This window comes from Phytohabitans houttuyneae (assembly GCF_011764425.1).
Taxonomy (GTDB): domain Bacteria; phylum Actinomycetota; class Actinomycetes; order Mycobacteriales; family Micromonosporaceae; genus Phytohabitans; species Phytohabitans houttuyneae.
Genome location: NZ_BLPF01000001.1, coordinates 2,791,307 through 2,809,414, shown reverse-complemented (window position 1 = coordinate 2,809,414; position 18,108 = coordinate 2,791,307). Strand labels below are relative to the sequence as shown.

18 protein-coding genes and 1 pseudogene are annotated in these 18,108 nt (G+C 69.8%); 15 read left to right on the top strand and 4 right to left on the bottom strand.

Annotated features, from left to right (window positions below):
- Positions 1–11 precede the first annotated feature (11 nt).
- On the top strand, positions 12–359 hold the full coding sequence (gene ctaJ, locus Phou_RS12315) for an aa3-type cytochrome oxidase subunit CtaJ (RefSeq protein ID WP_173056183.1): 348 nt from the start codon (positions 12–14) through the stop codon (positions 357–359).
- Positions 346–768, top strand: a complete 423-nt coding sequence (locus tag Phou_RS12310) for a DUF5130 family protein (RefSeq protein WP_246273510.1) — start codon at positions 346–348, stop codon at positions 766–768. The genes ctaJ and Phou_RS12310 overlap by 14 nt, the downstream gene beginning before the upstream one ends.
- Before the next feature lie 28 nt (positions 769–796).
- Here Phou_RS12310 and Phou_RS12305 read toward each other — a convergent pair whose 3' ends face one another.
- Positions 797–1,216, bottom strand: coding sequence for a DUF6174 domain-containing protein (locus Phou_RS12305; protein WP_173056182.1), 420 nt, complete (start codon positions 1,214–1,216; stop codon positions 797–799).
- Between the two features lie 196 nt (positions 1,217–1,412).
- Positions 1,413–2,918 carry an aldehyde dehydrogenase family protein gene (locus tag Phou_RS12300; protein ID WP_173056181.1) on the bottom strand — a complete coding sequence of 502 codons (1,506 nt, stop codon included), beginning with the start codon at positions 2,916–2,918 and terminating at the stop codon, positions 1,413–1,415.
- A 47-nt stretch (positions 2,919–2,965) separates the two neighbouring features.
- Between Phou_RS12300 and Phou_RS55425 the strand changes: the two are divergent.
- From Phou_RS55425 to Phou_RS12290, 3 genes and pseudogenes are all read left to right on the top strand, one after another.
- A pseudogene (locus Phou_RS55425) lies at positions 2,966–3,277 on the top strand (MarR family transcriptional regulator); the annotation flags it as partial.
- Positions 3,278–3,425: 148 nt separating this feature from the next.
- Positions 3,426–3,635 (top strand): TfoX/Sxy family DNA transformation protein, encoded by a 210-nt coding sequence (locus tag Phou_RS55420; RefSeq protein ID WP_371872107.1) that lies wholly within the window; start codon positions 3,426–3,428, stop codon positions 3,633–3,635.
- A 196-nt stretch (positions 3,636–3,831) separates the two neighbouring features.
- Complete coding sequence (locus Phou_RS12290; protein ID WP_173056179.1) at positions 3,832–4,599, top strand: DUF5131 family protein; 768 nt, start codon at positions 3,832–3,834, stop codon at positions 4,597–4,599.
- Positions 4,600–4,764: 165 nt separating this feature from the next.
- Here Phou_RS12290 and tcmP read toward each other — a convergent pair whose 3' ends face one another.
- Entirely contained in the window at positions 4,765–5,574 is an 810-nt protein-coding gene (gene tcmP, locus Phou_RS12285; protein ID WP_173056178.1) for a three-Cys-motif partner protein TcmP, read from the bottom strand.
- Positions 5,575–5,808: 234 nt separating this feature from the next.
- Between tcmP and Phou_RS12280 the strand changes: the two genes are divergently transcribed.
- The 10 genes from Phou_RS12280 (at position 5,809) to Phou_RS12235 (ending at position 17,433) form a co-directional block, all read left to right on the top strand.
- A complete protein-coding gene (locus Phou_RS12280; RefSeq protein WP_173056177.1) occupies positions 5,809–7,584 on the top strand; it encodes a 3-hydroxyacyl-CoA dehydrogenase family protein in 1,776 nt (591 codons plus the stop codon).
- A gap of 36 nt (positions 7,585–7,620) precedes the next feature.
- Positions 7,621–8,484, top strand: a complete 864-nt coding sequence (locus tag Phou_RS12275; protein WP_173056176.1) for a sigma-70 family RNA polymerase sigma factor — start codon at positions 7,621–7,623, stop codon at positions 8,482–8,484.
- 83 nt (positions 8,485–8,567) lie between these two features.
- On the top strand, positions 8,568–10,673 hold the full coding sequence (locus tag Phou_RS12270; RefSeq protein ID WP_246273509.1) for a galactose oxidase early set domain-containing protein: 2,106 nt from the start codon (positions 8,568–8,570) through the stop codon (positions 10,671–10,673).
- A complete protein-coding gene (locus Phou_RS12265; RefSeq protein WP_173056175.1) occupies positions 10,670–11,215 on the top strand; it encodes a hypothetical protein in 546 nt (181 codons plus the stop codon). Before Phou_RS12270 ends, Phou_RS12265 begins: the two co-directional genes overlap by 4 nt.
- Before the next feature lie 60 nt (positions 11,216–11,275).
- The gene (locus Phou_RS12260; protein ID WP_173056174.1) at positions 11,276–12,862 is read left to right on the top strand and encodes a glycosyltransferase family 39 protein; all 1,587 of its coding nucleotides are present in this window, start codon (positions 11,276–11,278) and stop codon (positions 12,860–12,862) included.
- Positions 12,863–12,864: 2 nt separating this feature from the next.
- Positions 12,865–14,394 carry a glycosyltransferase family 2 protein gene (locus Phou_RS12255; protein ID WP_246273768.1) on the top strand — a complete coding sequence of 510 codons (1,530 nt, stop codon included), beginning with the start codon at positions 12,865–12,867 and terminating at the stop codon, positions 14,392–14,394.
- The gene (locus Phou_RS12250) at positions 14,391–15,545 is read left to right on the top strand and encodes a glycoside hydrolase family 113 (protein ID WP_173056173.1); all 1,155 of its coding nucleotides are present in this window, start codon (positions 14,391–14,393) and stop codon (positions 15,543–15,545) included. The genes Phou_RS12255 and Phou_RS12250 overlap by 4 nt, the downstream gene beginning before the upstream one ends.
- Positions 15,546–15,562: 17 nt before the next feature.
- Entirely contained in the window at positions 15,563–16,312 is a 750-nt protein-coding gene (locus Phou_RS12245) for an FkbM family methyltransferase (RefSeq protein ID WP_173056172.1), read from the top strand.
- A 5-nt stretch (positions 16,313–16,317) separates the two neighbouring features.
- On the top strand, positions 16,318–16,599 hold the full coding sequence (locus Phou_RS12240) for an Rv1322 family protein (RefSeq protein ID WP_173056171.1): 282 nt from the start codon (positions 16,318–16,320) through the stop codon (positions 16,597–16,599).
- A gap of 12 nt (positions 16,600–16,611) precedes the next feature.
- Complete coding sequence (locus Phou_RS12235) at positions 16,612–17,433, top strand: alpha/beta hydrolase (RefSeq protein WP_173056170.1); 822 nt, start codon at positions 16,612–16,614, stop codon at positions 17,431–17,433.
- Here the strand turns inward: Phou_RS12235 and Phou_RS12230 are convergent.
- Positions 17,412–18,074 (bottom strand): class I SAM-dependent methyltransferase, encoded by a 663-nt coding sequence (locus Phou_RS12230; RefSeq protein WP_173056169.1) that lies wholly within the window; start codon positions 18,072–18,074, stop codon positions 17,412–17,414. The two genes, Phou_RS12235 and Phou_RS12230, sit on opposite strands and share 22 nt — an antisense overlap.
- Between the last annotated feature and the right edge of the window lie 34 nt (positions 18,075–18,108).

The following is an 18,108-nucleotide window of genomic DNA, read 5'->3' as shown; positions in this document are numbered from 1 at the left end:
GAGTGTTGTCCGTGTCTGTAACCGAGACGGTGCTCGTCTTCGCCGGCATACCGCTGGCGATCGTGCTTGTGATCTCCGGGCTGGCCGCGCTCGGCGGTGGCCGCGCGGCCAGGCGCTACCGGCCGGGCCGCCCGTTCGAGTTCGCCCCGGTGTGGTTCTTGGCCGCACCCGAGCAGCTGGCCGGTGCCCAGGCTTCTGGCTCGCAGGCTTCGCACGGTGAGCTGCCCGCCGGCACGTCGTCGCACGCGGCGCTGCCCGCGGGGTCGGCCGGAGTGGAGTCCCCAGCGGAGCGGGGCGGCGAGCTCGTCGCGGCGCCGACGCGGGTCGGACCGACGGGAGGCGCAAGTGACCGCTGGTGACCACACCGCCGAGGGCGGCACGGCGGTCCGCGCCGGTGTGCTCGACGGGCCGTTCAACACCCGGCAGCTTCTGCGCCTGGACGAGGCGCTGCGGGTGGCCGACCGGTCCACGGGCCTGACGTTCAGCGTCTACATCGGAGACCTGGACGAGCCGGTGCGCGGCCACGCCGAAAAGCTTCACGCCCAGCTCGGCGACCCGGACCGCTCGGTGCTCGTCGCGGTGTCGCCCAACCAGCGGGTGCTGGAGATCATCACCGGCTCGGTGGCCCGCAAGCGCATCCTCGACCGCGAGGCCAAGCTTGCCGCGCTGTCGATGGTGGCGGCCTTCGGCGGCGACGATCTTGCCGGCGGCATCATCAGCGGCCTGGACCAGCTGGCCACCCACGCCGGCCGCTCAGCCCGCGACTAGCGCTTCCGGTGGGCCTTTCGAGGCCACGCTAGGCGCGGTACTCCGTGATCGCGTAGCAGGACTCGTCGTCGATCGCGTTTTCGATCGGGTCAATCGTGATCTTCGTCGGGTGGCCGTCGGTGGGGTCGGTGGTCAGCTCGGCTTTGTGCGCGTTCGCGCGGCGGGCGGTCCGCACCTGCTCGAGGAGCTGACCAAGCGTGGGCGGGCTCTCGCTCTTGCCCTGCAGCGCCCGCTGGCCGGGCTCGTCGAGCCCTTCCGCCTTGGTGACCTTGCCGCCGTCCACCGTGATGCGGAAGCGCCCGATCAGCAGGCGCTCGCCGCAGCTCGACTCGAGGACGTACGTGTAGTGGCTCGGCTCCTGCCACACCGGCGCGGCTTCGATCGTATGAGTGGCCTCGCCGCACGCGGCGAGGGACATGGCCGCCAGCAGCCCCACGGTGATCCTCATGGCCCGTTCGACGCGGCCGGCGGCCGCCGCGTTCCCCTGTGGAGGGTTGGGGTTGGCTCAACGACCGCGGAGCGTAAGGCTGCGGGAACGCACCCCAAGAAAACGCTCCGCTGCGCTCCACGTTTCCCCGGGGGCCCCGCGCGACGGTCCGGACCACCGCGGACGTCGCGGTAGCTCAAATCTCCTGAAATGGTGTCTAGCGGGTGCGGCCGTAGAGGAGCTTGACGACCTTGACGATGCGGTCGACGTCTTTGGGCGTGCGCTCGAAGGTCTGGGCCGGAAGCACGGACGGGCCGCGGCGCTGGGTGATCGCCTTGGCCCGGCCGAATTCGCGCAGGCCGTCTTCGCCGTGGATGCGGCCGAAGCCGGAGTCGCCGACGCCACCGAAGGGCAGCGTCGACATGCCCACGAAGGTGAGCGCCGAGTTGATCGCGCTCATGCCGGAGCGGAGCCGGCGGGCGATGGCGACCGCCCGTTTGTGGCCGAAGACCGAGCCGCCGAGCCCGTAGGTGACGGCGTTGGCCAGCGCGACCGCCTCGTCGGCGTCGCGCACGCGGCGGATCGTCAGCGTCGGGCCGAACGTCTCCTCGCGCACCGCCGCCGAGTCCTCCGGGACGTCGACGAGGATTGTCGGCTTCACGTACGGCGGCTGCACCGCCTCGGCGCCGCCGAGCAGCGCCCGGCCGCCGCGGGCCAGCGCGTCGTCGATGTGGCGGCGGATGATGTCGAGCTGCGCGGGCATCGTGATCGGGCCGATGTCGGCGCCGCCGCCCGCCCCAACGGTCAGCTTTTCGGCCCGCTGCACCACCTTGGCGACGAACTCGTCGTAGACCGGGTCCACCGCGTACACCCGCTCGATGCCGATGCACGTCTGGCCCGCGTTGGTGAGCCCGCCCCACACGGCGGCCTCGGCGGCCTTGTCGAGGTCGGCGTCGCTGTCGACGATCATCGCGTCCTTGCCGCCGCCCTCCATCAGCACCGGCGTCAGCGTCTCGGCGCAGGCGGCCATCACCTTGCGGGCGGTGGCCGAGGAGCCGGTGAACGCGACCTTGCCCACCCCCGAGCGGCATAGCGCCGCGCCCACGTCGCCCAGCCCGTGCACGATCTGGAAGACGGGGTGCTCGGGCACCACCCGCGCGAACGAGTCGACAAGCCACTGGCCGACGGCCGGCGTGTACTCGCTGGGCTTGTAGACGACCGCGTTGCCGGCGGCCAGCGCGTACGCGATCGAGCCGAGGGGGGTGACGACCGGGTAGTTCCACGGGCCGATCACGCCGACCACGCCGAACGGCTGGTATTCAAGGTGGGCGGAGAACTCGGCGAGCACAAGGCGGGTGCGCACCTTGCGCGGGCCCAGCACGCGGCGGGCGTTGCGCGCGGACCAGTCGACGTGCTCGATGGCAGCGACCGCCTCGACCACCGCCTCGGCCACCGGCTTGCCGGACTCGCGGTTGACGAGGTCTGCCAGCTCGGTGATCTGCTGGGCGAGCAGCGCGCGCCACCGCATCAGCCGCTCCTTGCGGCCGGCGAATCCAAGGCCGGCCCACCACAGACCCGCCTCGCGGCCGCGCTCCACCGCGCGGGTCACGTCGTCGGGGTCGGCGACCGGGAATCGGCCGGCCTCCGCACCGGTGGCGGGGTTGGTGGAGACGAGCTCGCCGTCTTCGATCCACGGGGCCCCGGGCGTGTGCACAGCGGTCATGTCCGGAGTCTAAACCCAAACTTACCCACCGGTAAGGCAATTGCTATGTGCTACATAATAATCTTGTGACCGACCCTGACGCGCTCGCCGCCATCCAGGCGTGGACGAGGCTGGACGCGGCGATCAACGGGTTGAACCGCCGGCTGGAGCGGGAGCACGGCGTGACCGGTGCCCAGCTGGCGATCCTGCGCATCGTCGGAGAGTGGTCAGGCCCGGACGGCGTGGCGCTCACGACGCTGCGGGAGCGGCTCGTGATGCACCCGGCCACGCTCGGCCAGCTCCTCGACCGGCTCGCCACCCGCGGGCTCGTGGAGGTGTCGCCGGACCCGGGCGACCGCCGCCGCCGGCTTGTGCGTCTGACGACCGCCGGGGAGCGCACGGTCGGCGCCGCCCCGCTCGCCGGCCCGGTGCGCCTGCGCTACGAGCCGGCCGACCGCACCACCCTGCGCCGGCTGGCGCAGGCGCTGGACGACGCGATCGTCCTTTTCGGACTGGAGGGATACACCCATGGCGACGGAGCTGGAGAGCCTGGTCAACATCGGCCCGAAGCTGGCGGCGGACCTGCGCCAGGTCGGCGTCCCGGACGCGGAGACGCTACGCCTGATCGGCGCGCAGGAGGTGGCGGAGCGGCTGGCTGACGCCGGCCTGAGGGACTGCGTCCATGCTCGGCGCGCATTGGAGGGCGCCTTGGCCGGGGTCCGCTGGATCAAGCGGTGACCGTCACAAGGGCTGGCGACGACTGGTACCGCCGGCATTTCCCAGCCGCGTTAGCAAAATAGCAATTTATCCGGGCGTCGCTTCAATGGCTACGGCGACGGTCACGATCGTGTATCAGCGTTAGGCTACCGAGTGCGTGGCGGCGATCTGACCGTACTTTGGGCGAGACCATTGTCCGGGAATCTGAGGGGGTGTTGTGGCGGATCGGAGCGCCATCGAATGGACCGAGGCGACATGGAACCCGACTACGGGATGTGACCGCGTGTCGGCCGGTTGCGACAATTGCTATGCCCTCGTGTTGGCGAAACGTCTGAAGGCGATGGGTTCGTCGAAGTACCAGAACGATGGGGATCCGCGCACCTCCGGCCCTGGGTTCGGCGTTGCCGTCCATGCGGACGCGCTGGAAACACCGTTGCGGTGGCGTGAGCCACGCGTCGTCTTCGTCAACTCGATGAGCGACCTGTTTCACGCGCGGGTGCCGGTCGCCTTTGTGCACAAGGTTTTCGAGGTCATGGCCGCCACGCCGCGGCACACCTATCAGGTCCTGACGAAGCGGGCCAGCCGCCTCAGTCGCCTGGCGCCTGAGCTGGTGTGGCCCGACAACGTCTGGATGGGGGTGAGCGTGGAGGACGCCGGTCACCTTGATCGACTGGATCGCCTCCGCGGCGTCCCCGCCGCGGTACGGTTCGTTTCCGCCGAGCCGCTTCTAGGGCCGCTTGACGGGATTGATCTGACTGGCATGGACTGGCTGATTGCCGGCGGAGAGTCGGGGCCAAACGCGCGGCCGGTGGCGGCAGCATGGCTACGGCAATTGCGGGAGGCGTGCGCCGAGGCTGAGGTGGCGTTCTTTTTCAAACAGTGGGGAGGTCGTACGCCGAAGGCCGGTGGCCGCCTATTGGACGGCCAAACCTGGGACGAGATGCCGCGTCGGCGGTTGGAGCCGGTGCTGCCGGTGGCTGGCTAGCGGGGTAGTTGGTACGGCTCGTGGGGAGGTTCATGTACGTATCCATGATCGGCGGCCGTAGCCGGTGCTCTGATCATTTCCGGGGTGACGGCAAAGAGCGACGGGCTTCCGGCATCCTCTCGCCGTCTGTCTCTGCGCAACGCCAGTGCGTGCTGGCGCATCGCCTCATGCTGTGAAAGCGCCGTGGCGTATAGGTGATTCATGATCTTCGCGCCGACGGGATGATCCGTCGTGAAGATCATGTCGTAGATATCGTTGCCGTTGGTGTTCTTCATGGTGAACGCATGTGAGGCGGCGTAGCCGAGGGCGTGCTCCAAGCGCCAACGCATCAGATTGACCCATTCGCCGCGTGCGGCGCCCCGGGTCAAGAATCCCCCGCCTGCGTGCTTCGGCGATATTGATCCACTCTTCCGTGCCGAGCATTCGTGTGAGTGTGTCGCCGTAGGTCGAGTTGAGTTCGTCGCCGTGGATGTTCAGGCCGCGCGGGTACTGCCCCGTTGCGAAGAGGATCCACATCTCGGCCTTGGGGCCGCGAAGGCGGAAGTTGGCTATCTTCTCCAAAGTGGACCAATGGACCTCGGAGTCGAACTGGTCGATGAAGGCGAACGTAGGTGCCCAGGCCACCCTGCGTAGGTCGACGAGGGCCCGTGAGACTTGGATGTTGCAGTCACCCGGGTAGACGGCGATGCCCTTCCTTCCGGGATAGGCCTTGTGGATCGCGGCCTCGATCCGCTGCGCCTTGCCCTCCACCTCGAACAGGCAAAGACGGGTGAACGGCGGTGTCGCACGAAGCGCGCGGTGCACGGAGCCGAGGATCTGCTCGTCGGTCTCGCGGCTGATGTTTTCCGACCAGCCGGCAAAGAGGTCCAGATAGATGCGTTCCTCGACGGACTTCGTCGCTGTCGCGAACGCTTGGAGATAGTCTTCCAAGATCTGGAGCTTGTGTCGGGTCCACCAACCCCACAGCTTCGCCATTGCAGTCCTCGCTACATTCGCCGTTGGGTGACGCGACCGTATTCAGAGAAACTGCGTGGTGTAAAGGGCCCAACGCAAATGTGATAGTCGTTGGTCTGTGGGTGACCGCGTATCAAGGTCCGCGAGGGGCGAGGGCGTCCGGCGCCGGCGGTGAGATGTGCCACCCGCGGGGGTGGGAGGGCGAAACGTGGCAGACTCGCGCGCATAACCTTAGCGAACGTTAGGGGGACCGCAGTGGCGCGCGAGATCAATACCGTGGGCGTTGTCGGCTTGGGCACTATGGGTGCCGGGATCGTGGAGGTCTTCGCCCGCAACGGGATCGACGTCGTCGCGGTGGAGATCAGCGACGGCGCCCTGGAGAAGGGGCGGTCCACGCTTGTCGGGTCGACCGACCGGGCGGTCGCGCGGGGCAAGCTGGAGCCGGGCGACCGGGACGCGCTGCTCACGCGGATCACGTTTGCGGTGGGGCTGGAGGCGTTGCGGGACGTCGACCTGGTCATCGAGGCGGTGCCCGAGCACCTCGACCTCAAGCAGCGGATCTTCGCGGAGCTCGACCGGGTCTGTAAGCCCACCGCGATCCTTGCCACCAACACCTCTTCGCTGAGCGTCACGGAGATCTCGGTGGCCACCCACCGGCCGAACCAGGTGGTGGGCATCCACTTCTTCAACCCGGCGCCCATCATGAAGCTCGTCGAGGTGGTGCGCACGGTCGTCACCGAGCCCGAGGTGGTCGCCGACGTGGAGGCGCTCTGCGCGCGGCTGGGCAAGGTCGACGTGACCATCAACGACCGCGCCGGGTTCATCGCCAACGCGCTGCTGTTCGGCTACCTCAACCACGCGGTCGGGATGTACGAGGCGCGCTACGCCAGCCGGGAGGACATCGACGCGGCCATGAAGCTCGGCTGCCGGCTGCCGATGGGCCCGCTGGCGCTGATGGACCTGATCGGCCTCGACACGGCGTACGAGATCCTCGACACCATGTACCGCCGGGGCGGGCGGGACCGGCGGCACGCGCCCGCGCCGCTCATCAAGCAGATGGTCACGGCGGGGCTGCTGGGCCGCAAGTCCGGGCGCGGCTTCTACACGTACGAGAAGCCGGGTTCGCCGGTACTCGTACCGGATGATCAGACGCCGACCGCGGCGGAGCCGGCGGCGGCCGACGGGGCTCGCGGGATCGCGAAGGTCGGCGTGGTCGGGTCCGGGACCATGGCCACCGGCATCATCGAGGTGTTCGCGAAGGCCGGGTACGAGGTCGTGTCCGTCACCCGCGGCGCGGAAAAGTCGGCCCGCGTGTGCGAGGCGGTCAAGCAGTCGCTCGACAAGGGCGTGGTGCGGGGCAAGCTGACCGAGCAGGAGCGCGACGCGGCGCTGGGGCGGGTCAACTGGTCGGCCACGCTGGACCACCTCGCCGACGTCGACCTCGTGGTCGAGGCGGTCGTCGAGGAGCTGAGCGTGAAGCGGGCGCTCTTCGCCCTGCTGGACGAGATCTGCAAGCCCGGCGTGGTGCTCGCGACCACCACGTCGTCGCTGCCGGTCATCCAGTGTGCGATGGCAACCCAGCGGCCGGCCGATGTCGTGGGGTTGCACTTTTTCAACCCGGCGCCGGTCATGTCGCTGGTCGAGGTGGTGCACACGATCCGTACCTCGGTAGAGGCGCTGGCCACCGCCCGCGCGGTGGTGGCCGCACTCGGCAAGACCGGCGTGGTCTGCGCCGACAGGGCCGGTTTCGTGGTGAACGCGCTGCTGTTTCCGTACCTCAACGACGCGGTGCGGATGCTCGAGGCCTCGTACTCGACGGCGGACGACATCGACTACGCGATGAAGCTGGGGTGCGGTTACCCGTTGGGGCCGTTCGAGCTGCTCGACGTGGTGGGGCTGGACGTGGCGCTGGCCATCCAGCGCGAGCTGTACCTGGAGCTGCGCGAGCCGGGCTTCGCGCCGGCGCCGCTGCTGGAGCACCTGGTGACCGCCGGCTACCTCGGGCGCAAGGTAGGCCGTGGGTTCCGGTAGCTGTTACGTTTCCGCGGCCGATCTCGTCAACAGTTCATGAACGAGTACGACTGGATGGCCGAGCGTTTCGAGGCGCACCGCGGCCACCTGCGCGCGGTGGCGTACCGGATGCTCGGCTCGGTGAGCGAGGCGGACGACGCGGTGCAGGAGGCGTGGCTCAAGCTGACCCGCGCCGACACGAGCGACGTCACCAACCTCGGCGGCTGGCTCACCACCGTGGTCGGCCGGGTGTGCCTGGACATGCTGCGCACCCGCAGGGCGCGGCGCGAGGAGCCGCTGGGCGTGCACGTGCCTGAGCCGATCATCAGCCGCGCGGACGGGCCGGACCCCGAGCAGGAGGCGCTGCTGGCCGACTCGGTGGGGCTGGCGCTGCTCGTCGTGCTCGAACAGTTGGCGCCCGCCGAGCGGCTCGCGTTCGTGCTCCACGACACGTTCGCGGTGCCGTTCGAGGAGATCGGGCCGATCCTCGGTCGCTCGCCGGCCGCCGCCAAGCAGCTGGCCAGCCGGGCCCGCCGCCGGGTGCGCGGTGCGGAGCCGATGTCCGACGGCGACCTGGCCGGCCAGCGCGCGGTGGTGGAAGCGTTTCTCGCGGCCGCCCGCGGCGGCGACATCGAGGCGCTGCTCGCCGTGCTCGACCCCGACGTTGTCGCCCGGCCCGACAAGGGTCCCGCGGTGCGCGGAGCCAGGACACTCGCCACGAACGCCGTCACCTACTCCCGGATGGGGCGCGCGGCCGTACTCGCGCTCGTCAATGGCGTACCCGGCCTGGTGGCGAGCGACGGCGAGCGGGTCACGTCGGTCATGGCGTTTACGATCCGTGGCGGCAAGGTGACTGCATTGGACATTCTTGTGGACCCGGATCGGCTTGCCAGGCTGGACATAAGTCCACTCGGACAGTGACGGACAAACCCGTCTTGGCCAGTGCGGGAATCACCGGTAGCCTGCGGGACGGCCCAGGTAGATGTGGATCGACAGGAGACGCTGTGCCTCCCGCAAAAGCCGTCCCGATGTTCAGCCCTGAGCTCCGCCGTGGACTCGGCCGGCTGCTCGCCTTCGCTCTCATGCTGACCGTCGGCGTCTTCGTCGCCACACCGGCGCAGGCCGCCGTCAACCTGGTGCAAAACCCGGGCCTGGAGACGTTGGACGCCAACGGTTTTCCGACCTGCTGGGAGCGGTCGGGGCACGGTGACAACACGTTCACGATGGGCGTGACCACCGACGCGCGCAGCGGCTCGCGGGCGATGCGGGTGAGCATCACGCGCCTCGTCTCGGGCGACCGCAAGGCGATGATGCTGGAAAACGCGCAGTGTGCTCCTCGCGTCGCACCCGGTCGTCAGTACGACCTGTCCGTCTACTACAAGTCGACCACCGCGGCCAACGCCGTCACGCTCTTCCGCCACGACACCGCGCTCGGCTGGCAGTACTGGATGGATCCGGCGACCCTGCCGGCCACCACCGCCTGGACGCAGAAGGTCGTGCGTACGCCGCCGATCCCGGCCAACACCGACCAGATCACCTGGGGCGTCAGCATTTACGCCCTCGGCACGCTGACGACCGACGACTACTCGATGGTCGAGGTGGTCACGCCGACGCCCACGCCCAGCGGCTGCACCGACGCGGCCGGCTGCACCAAGGGCAAGTGGCAGGTCATGCCGTACCAGTCGGCGGTGCGCGGCGTCCACGCGGTGATGCTCAACAACGGCAAGGTGTTGCTCGTCGCGGGCTCCGGCAACGACCCCAACGCGTTCGCCGCCGGCACGTTCAAGACCGCGGTGTACGACCCGGCGACCGGCGCCTTCACCAACGTGGCCACGCCCGTCGACCTCTTCTGCGCCGGGCACGTGCAGCTGCGCGACGGCAAGGTGCTGGTGATGGGCGGCAACAAGGACTATCCGAGCGCCGACGGCACGGTTGGCTACAAGGGCCTGAAAAACTCGTACATCTTCGACCCGGCCACAAACAGGTACACGCGCACGAACGACATGCTCGTCGGCCACTGGTACCCGTCGGCGACGATCCTCGGCAACGGCGACGTGCTCTCGCTCGGCGGCCTCGGTGAGGACTCGACCGGCAGCACCACCACCGACTACTTCAAGGCATCCGAGGGGCGCTGGCTGCGCCAGGACGAGACGAAGCAGACCTGGGCGTGGTGGGGCCTGTACCCGGCGATGGTGCTGATGCAGGACGGCCGGCTCTTCTACACCGGCAGCCACACGTTCGGCGTGGGCCTGCCGGGCAGCGGGGCGTCCATCTACAACTACGGCAACGGCACCATCACCGACGTGCCCGGCCTGCAGCGCAAGGACGAGCGCGACCAGTCGATGAGCGTGCTGCTGCCGCCCGCGCAGGCGCAGCGGGTGTTCACCGTCGGCGGTGGCAACGGCGACGCCGGCGCGACCGCGCACCGGCTCACCGACCTCATCGACCTCAAGGCGGCGAGCCCGCGCTACCAGGCGGGTCCGCTCATCCCGCAGGGCACGCTGACTGGCGGTGCGCCGCAGACCGGCGACCAGGGCAAGATGTACGTCTCGCTCGTGCTGCTGCCGGACGGCACCGTCTTCGAGACCGGCGGCGGGCTGCACAACCGGGCCGACCCGGTCTTCGAGGCGTCCATCTTCGACCCGCAGACCAACAAGTTCCGCGCCGGCATGGCGACCGACCCGGTGCCGCGCACGTACCACTCGTCGGCGTTCCTGCTGCCCGACGGCCGGGTCATGGCGGTCGGTGACAACCCCGGCAACGGCACGTTCGACACGCGCATCTCGATCTACTCGCCGCCGTACATGTTCAAGGGCGCGCGGCCGGCGATCCAGACCGTGGCCAACACCAACTGGGGATACGGCACGACCCAGCGGATCACCGTGAATTCCGGAGTGACCCGGGCGTCGCTGATCCGTCCGGCGGCCGTGACCCACTCGTCCGACCCCAACCAGCGGTTCGTCGAGCTGCCGATGACGGTGCGAAACGCCACCACCATCGACCTGAACGTGACGAGCAACCCCAACCTGGCCCCGCCCGGGTGGTACATGCTCTTTGTCCACAACGCCAACGGCGTTCCCTCGATCGCCAAGTGGGTCAAGCTCGGATGACTCGTTGGTACCGGGCCCTGGCCGCCTGGCTCAGGGCCCGCAGCCGCCGTGACCGTATCGGGATCGCGGCGGTAGCCGCCGCGCTCGTGCTGGGGCTCGCTGGCGTAGCGGTGGCCGGCGGGAGCGACAGTGACCTGCTCTGGTTTGACGGCAAGCCCGCCGCGGCGCCGGCCGACGAGACGGCGCCGGACAGCGGCCAGGCCCCGGAGGCAGGGCAGGAAAGCGGCGGGCGCCAGCCGGCCGCGCCGGTCGAGTCGCCGCCGCCGTACGTGCAGCCCTTCGCGGAGCAGCCGGGGGTCAAGCCCCGCGCACCGCTGCCCTCGCCGACGGCGGGGGTCGAGATCGAGGAGGGTACGGACGGTTGCGACCACGCCTATGGCGATCGCGACATTTGCGTACCGTGGGAGTTTCCGGCGGGAGTGACCGACAAGTGCGGTTGGCTGAAAGAGCGCGGATTCAAACCGCTTAAGATCACTGGAGGGCGTGACCGGCACGGCCTCGATCGCAACGGCGACGGGACCGCCTGTGGCGCCGGGGACTGACCGAATAAACGTGCCCAACAAGGGGGTTTGCTTGTGGACGCGCCGGTCTATCCTGCTCCGATGAACAGGGCCGCTCGCTCGCAACTTCCGGTGGCGACCCCCAACGGGGAAGTGCACATTCCCCTGCCGCGCCGGGTCGGAGTGGTGACCCCGCCGGACCCGCCTCCGCCGGCGGACGCGACGATGCTCCTGCCGAAGTCGCCGTCGCAGGAAGAGGCTGACCGCAAGCTGCGGCGGGAGGCGTGGCAGCGCCGGATCGCCTGGGGCGCGCCGGCTCTGGTCACGCTCGCGCTCGGCGTCGTCGGGCTGACCGGCACCGGCCTGTGGGCCGACGAGCTCGCGACGTGGGGCATCACCACGGTTTCGTGGGCGGAGCTGTGGCGCCAGCTCGACGGCACCGACGCCACCATCGGCCCGTACTACGTGCTGATCCGCATCTGGACCACCGTTTTCGGCGACTCCGACCTGTCACTGCGCCTGCCGTCGCTGCTCGCGATGGTCGGCGCCGCGGCGGTGGTCGGCCTGATCGGCATCCGCCTCGGCTCGCACCGCATCGGCCTGATCGCCGGCCTCACCTTCGCGATCCTGCCCATCACCACGCGTTTCGGGCAGGAGGCCCGGCCGTACGCGATGGCGACGCTCGCCGCGGCGGTGGCCACGCTGCTGCTGATCCGCATGCTGGAGGGCTACACGCTCGGCCTCGCGCTCGCCTACGGCGCCGCCGTGGCCGCGCTGGGCGCCATGCACCTCGTCGCACTGCTGATGCTCGCGGCGCACGGCCTGGCCGTCCTGCTCCTCAAGCGCAAGCTTGTGTGGCGGTGGGGGCCGAGCGCGTTCGTCGGCCTGATACCGCTCATCCCGATCATCCTGATCGGGCGCCGGCAGCAGGGAAACCAGATCGGCTGGATCCCGTTCACCGACCTGCACCAGATCGAGGCGTACGGGCTGGAGTTCTTCGGCGGCGCGCTCATCGGCGGCGCGGTCATCGCCCTCGGTGTGGCGGCGGTCTCCCGCGAGCGGGGCGCTGTGGTGGCCATCACTCTCGGCGTCGTGCCGGTGGCGCTGCTGATGGCCCTCGGCTCGGTCGCCCACCTGTGGCAGCAGCGGTACGTGCTCTACACGATCGTCGGCTGGGCGGTGCTCGTCGGCCTGCTGCTGGCCAAGCGCGGGCTGCTCGCGGCGACCGCCACGATTGCGGTGCTGGCCGTGCTGACCCTGCCCGGCCAGGCCGAGGTGCGCAAGCCGGCGTTCCGGTACCAGGACACCAAGGCGGTCGTGGCGCTGATCGAGCGTGACTTCCAGCCCGGCGACGGGATTGTGTACGGGCTGAAGGACCGCGGCCCCGGCGTGCTCAACCGTGACGTGATCGCGCACTACCTGCCGGCCAACCGGCGCCCCACCGACCTGCTCATGGACCGCCCGATGCGCACCGACGGCTGGATGGTGGCCAGCGAGCACCAGGACGTCGCGGTCCGGCTCGGCGAGACGCGGCGGCTGTGGGTGCTTCGCCTCGGGGAGTACGGAGATCCACTCGATGACCTCGATGGAAGCAAGAAGGACGTCCTTAAGGAACGTTATGATGTCGCGGACAGCTGGTGGACAACGGGCTACACCGTCGCGTTGCTGACCCGGAAGGAAGCCGTGTGACGATGCACGTCGCTGCCTCGCGCCGCGACGAGCCGGGTGAGCGGACGCAGATCATTCCCCGCCAACACCATCCCGGCGAGACGCACGTCATGCCCGCCGTGCGCATGCCGATCACACCGCGTGCCACCACGATGGCGCAGCGTCATGCCGGCTGGCTTCCGCGGATGTGGCCGTTGGCCGTCTGGTTCCTCGCCGTCCTCGCCGTCACGCTGTGGCTGAGCGTCAAGTCGACCGGGCCGCTCGGCGCGGTGGTGACGATCGTGTGGACCTACCCGGTGATCGGCACGGTCGTGGGCATCGTGGGTGCCCTCATCACCCGGCGCCGCCTGCGCCGCGACCGGCTCACCGCCGCCGACGACCAGATCATCCGGTGCAAGGACCGGCTCGTGGTGGTCGTGCCGACGATCGGCCGCCACGACACATATCCGGCGCTCGACCGGGTCGTCCACTCGTACATCACGTACCTGCCGGAGTGCTTCCCCAAGCTCCGCGTCGACGTGGTGATCGAAGAGGGCTGCGAGGCGGCGGAAAAGATCCACAAGCTGGCCGAGATCAGCCGGTACATCCGGGTGGTCACCGTGCCGCAGAGCTACCACACGGTCAACGGCACCAAGTTCAAGTCGCGCGCCAACAACTACGCGCACGAGCTGCGCATCGCCCAGCACGAAGACCGGGACGACGTCTGGGTGCTGCACATGGACGACGACACCGGCGTCGGCCTTGACACCGCGATCGCGCTGGCCCGCCTCATCGAGCAGCAGCGCGACCTCGGCGACAAGGCCTGCCACATGGCACAGGGCATCCTGACGTACCCGCGCGAGCACGCCCGCAGCCGCCTCACCTGGCTGGCCGACGCGAGCCGCCCGATCGCCGACGTGACGGTGTATTCGGCGTTCACCGGCGGCGGGCACCCGCTGGCCGGCGTGCACGGCGAGCTGCTGCTGGTCCGCGCGTCGGTGGAGGCCGAGATCGGCTGGGACTTCGGTCCGGAGGCGATCGTCGAGGACGCGCAGTTCGCGCTCATCTTCAGCCGGCGGTACCCGGGGCGCAGCGCCTGGTTCGCCGGCCGCTGCTACGGCGCCTCGCCGGCCACCGTGCGCGACTTCTTCCGCCAGCGCGAGCGGTGGGCGTGGGGCCTGATCGGGCTCTCGCTCGACGACCGCATCCCGCTGCGCGACAGGCTCTACATTGGATACTCGACGTTCACGTGGGTGATCAGCCCGCTGCAGCACCTCGGCACGATCCTGTTGCTGGGCTGGGCGCTCGGCTCGTTCGACACCGTGCCGATCACGCTGCTCGTGCTCCCGGTCTGGGCGCTCAACATGGCGTTCGCGATCTGGCTCTACTCCGAGGGCCTGCGCATCAACGTGAGCGTCTCCCGCCGCGCCAAGTACCGATGGTGGGAGGGGATAGCGGTGATCCTGCTCGTCCCGTTCTTCTCGCTCATGGAGGGGATCGGCGCGATCCGCGGGCTGATCCGCTACCTGCGCGGCGGTCAGCAGCAGTTCGTCGTGATCGCCAAGCCGATATGAGGGCCGCCGTCGCCCGCTGCGCCGCCGCACTGGCGGTGCTGCTTGCCGCTGGCTGCTCGTCCGGCGAGGGCGACCCGCTGGAGCGCCTCTCCGAAGGGCCGCCGCCTGCCGCCGGTGGAAAGCCCGGCGCGAGCACGCCGGCCGAGCCCGAGGTCGTCAAGGTGCGCGAGCCGTGGCAGGAGGGCATGCGGCAGTACGGGATCGCGGTCTACTGGGAAAACAACCAGGACGACACCGATCAGATCGTGCGGGCCAAGGCGCAGAAGGTCCTCGACCACGTGGTCGAGCTCGGCGCCAACTCGGTCTCCATCTCGTTCTCGTTCGTCATGGACTCGGCGTACGCGAACGCGGTGCGGATGGACCACCCCATCACGCCGTCTCCCGCCCGCCTGGAGATCGTGCTCGACGAGGCCAACAAGCGCGGGCTGCGCACGGCGGTACGCCCGATGCTCAACGAGCGCAACCTGACCAAGGACGACCCGGACATGTGGCGCGGCTCGATCCGGCCGGAAAACCGCACGAAGTGGTTCGCCTCGTACACGGACATGCTCATCCAGTACGCGAAGGTGGCCGAGGCGGCGAAGTCGGCGACGTTCGTGGTCGGCACCGAGCTCAACACGATGGAGACCAGCACCACCGGCTGGCGCACGGTCGCGACCGGCGTCAAGGAGGTGTACTCCGGCGAGATCGACTACAGCGCCAACTACGACCGCCTCAAGGAAAGCGGTCCGGCGCCGGGCATCACGCTCTCCGTCGACGCGTACCCGCCGTTGGAGGTGGGCGACAGCGCCTCGGTGAGCCGGCTCGTCGACGGGTGGAACGACTGGCTCGACGACGCCGTCGGCACCGGCGAGCTGCCCACCCTCGTGCTCGCCGAGGTGGCGATCGGGGCCCGCTCGGGGGCGTACCAGGAGCCGTGGTCGCCGAAGGCCAAGGGCACGCTCAAGCCGGAGATCCAGCAGCGCTGGTTCGACACCGCGTGCCAGGTGATGCGCGAGCGCGACCTGGGCGGCATCTACTTCTGGATGATCAACCTCGACACCGACCCCAAGGCGAAGCCGTCGAGCAAGTCACCGATGGACTTCCTGGGCCGGCCGGGCGAGCAGAACATCGCCCGCTGCTTCGCCAAGGACCCAAAACGAGCAAGCTGAGGGGGTAGCGTCGCAGCATGCTCGACCGCGTCTGGGGGATCGCCCGCTCCCTGGTCATCTACCACGGCCAGCCGACCAAGCATCGGCGGATGCGGCGGCTCTACAGCGAGTTCCTCGGCCCCGGCGACCTCGGGTTCGACATCGGGGCGCACGTCGGCAGCCGGGTGCGCGCGTGGCGCAAGCTGGGCGCCCGGGTCATCGCGGTGGAGCCGCAGCCGGACTGCCTGCGCGTCCTGCGCCTGTTCTTCGGGCGCGACAAGGGCGTCACGCTCGTGCCCAGCGCTGTCGGCGAGCAGTCCGGGCGCGCGTCGCTGGCCCTCTCCACCACCAACCCGACGGTCTCCTCGATGTCCCGCGAGTGGATGGACTCGGTCGCGGCGGACCGCTCGTTCCAGAGCGTGCGGTGGGACCGCTCGGTCGAGGTGGAGGTCGTCACGCTCGACGAGCTCGTCAAGCGGTACGGCGAGCCGGCGTTCTGCAAGATCGACGTTGAAGGCTTCGAGACCCAGGTGCTGGCGGGCCTCTCCCGGCCGGTGCGCGCCCTCTCCGTCGAGTACGTGCCGTCCGCGCACGACGCCTCCATGGCCACGCTCGACATGGTGGACAAGCTCGGCGCCGCCGCCGGCGGATACCGGTACAACTACTCGCTCGCCGAGACCGCGCGCTGGGTGAGCGACGAGTGGCTCGACATGCCGGGCCTGCTGGCACTGCTGGAGCGGCTGCGGCCGTCGGGCCGTTCGGGTGACGTGTACGCCCGCCTGCCCTGAGACCCATGCCACGCCGCAACCCCGACCGGGACGACGTCCCGCCGCTCGACCTCGACCGCGCCCGGCAGGGTGTGCAGCGGGTGCAGCAGTGGAGCGACGGCGAGTGGGCGGTACGCACGATACCCGGCAAAACGTCCACGAAGACGTACCGGTGTCCCGGCTGCAACCAGGAGATCCGTCCCGGCACCCCGCACGTGGTGGCCTGGCCGGTCGACGGCCGCGGCGACGAGGGTGACCGCCGCCACTGGCATACCGGCTGCTGGCGGGCCCGCGAGCGGCGGCGGTGAAAGACTGTGGGAGTGAGCGAACCGATCCGCGCCAACTCGATCCTGCCAGGGCGGCGGGAGGACATCGAGCTGCACACCGCCGACGGCCTCAAGCTCGTCGGCGAGCTGGCCCTCCCCGCCGGTGACACCCCGCCGGCCGGCACCCTGATCTGCGTCCACCCGCTGCCCACCCACGGCGGCATGATGGACAGCCACCTGTTCCGCAAGGCGGCGTGGCGGCTGCCCGCGCTGGCCGGGCTCGCGGTGCTGCGGTTCAACACGCGGGGCACGAGCAGCGTGCGGGGCACGAGCGAGGGACAGTTCGACAAGGCGGTCGGCGAGCGGTTCGACGTGGCCGCCGCGATCGAGTACGCGGAGTTCGCCTCGCTGCCCAACGTGTGGCTTGTCGGCTGGTCGTTCGGCACCGACCTCGTGCTGAAGTATGGCTGCGACCCGTCGGTGGCCGGCGCGATCCTGCTCTCCCCGCCGCTGCGCTTCGCCACCGACGACGACCTGGCGGTGTGGGCCGAGTCCGGCAAGCCGGTGACCGCCCTGGTGCCCGAGCTCGACGACTACCTGCGACCGGAGGAGGCCCGCGAGCGCTTCGCCGCCGTCCCGCAGGCCGAGGTCATCGGCGTCGACGGGGCCAAGCACCTGTGGGTGGGCGACGCCGAGCGGGTGCTGGACGAGATCGTCTCCCGGGTCGCGCCGGACGTGGCTGTCCCACTACCGTCCACATGGGACGGTCCGATGGAGTTCGGCGACGCGAGCGCGTACGCCGACCGGACTGTCGCCGCCTTCTCCGACGTGCCGGTCGCGGGTCCGGCCCAGCGTCAGGCGCCCGGCAGCTTGTAGGCGATCATCGACTTGGTGAGCCCGAAGATGCGCTCGCTGCGGATCGTCGACTGTGGAAAGTAGTGGCGCATCTGCGTCTTGTCGATGAGCTCGGTCCAGAGCACGGACTGCAGCGCGTCGTCGCGGTCCTTGGCCGGCGTGTGCGCCAGCGGCCACCGGTGCGCGACGGTGGTGCGCAGCGAGACCGGCAGAAACTGCATGCCGGGCGCTACCCAGTGCGGCTCGATCGGAAAGTAGCGGTAGGGCGTCTGCACCCAGTGCGCGTCGGCGAGCGCGTGGATCGACTCGGCGAAGCGCAGGCGCCGCTCGTGGCCGCCGACGTGCTCGATCACCGAGTTGGAGAAGACGAGGTCGTAGCGGCGCTTCGCGATGTGCTCCGGCAGCGCGCAGGCGTCGCCGTAGTCAAGCTCGGCCCACTCCGGCAGCTCGCCGGGAATCGGCTCGAGGTTGACCACGTGGACGTGCTTGGGCCGCACCGGCGCGCGCTCCCAGGTGTCGACCCGCCCACCAAGGTCGATGACGGACATCTGGGCGAGATCCGGAAACGTCTCGCTCAGCCACTGCGCCCGCCGCGCACGGCGCTTCGCACCCCAGGAGTCCGGCGAGTCGACAAGTCGCCGGCGAATCGAATGAAGAGCCACGCGTGGAGGGTATTCGGCCGTCACTTCCAGCGGC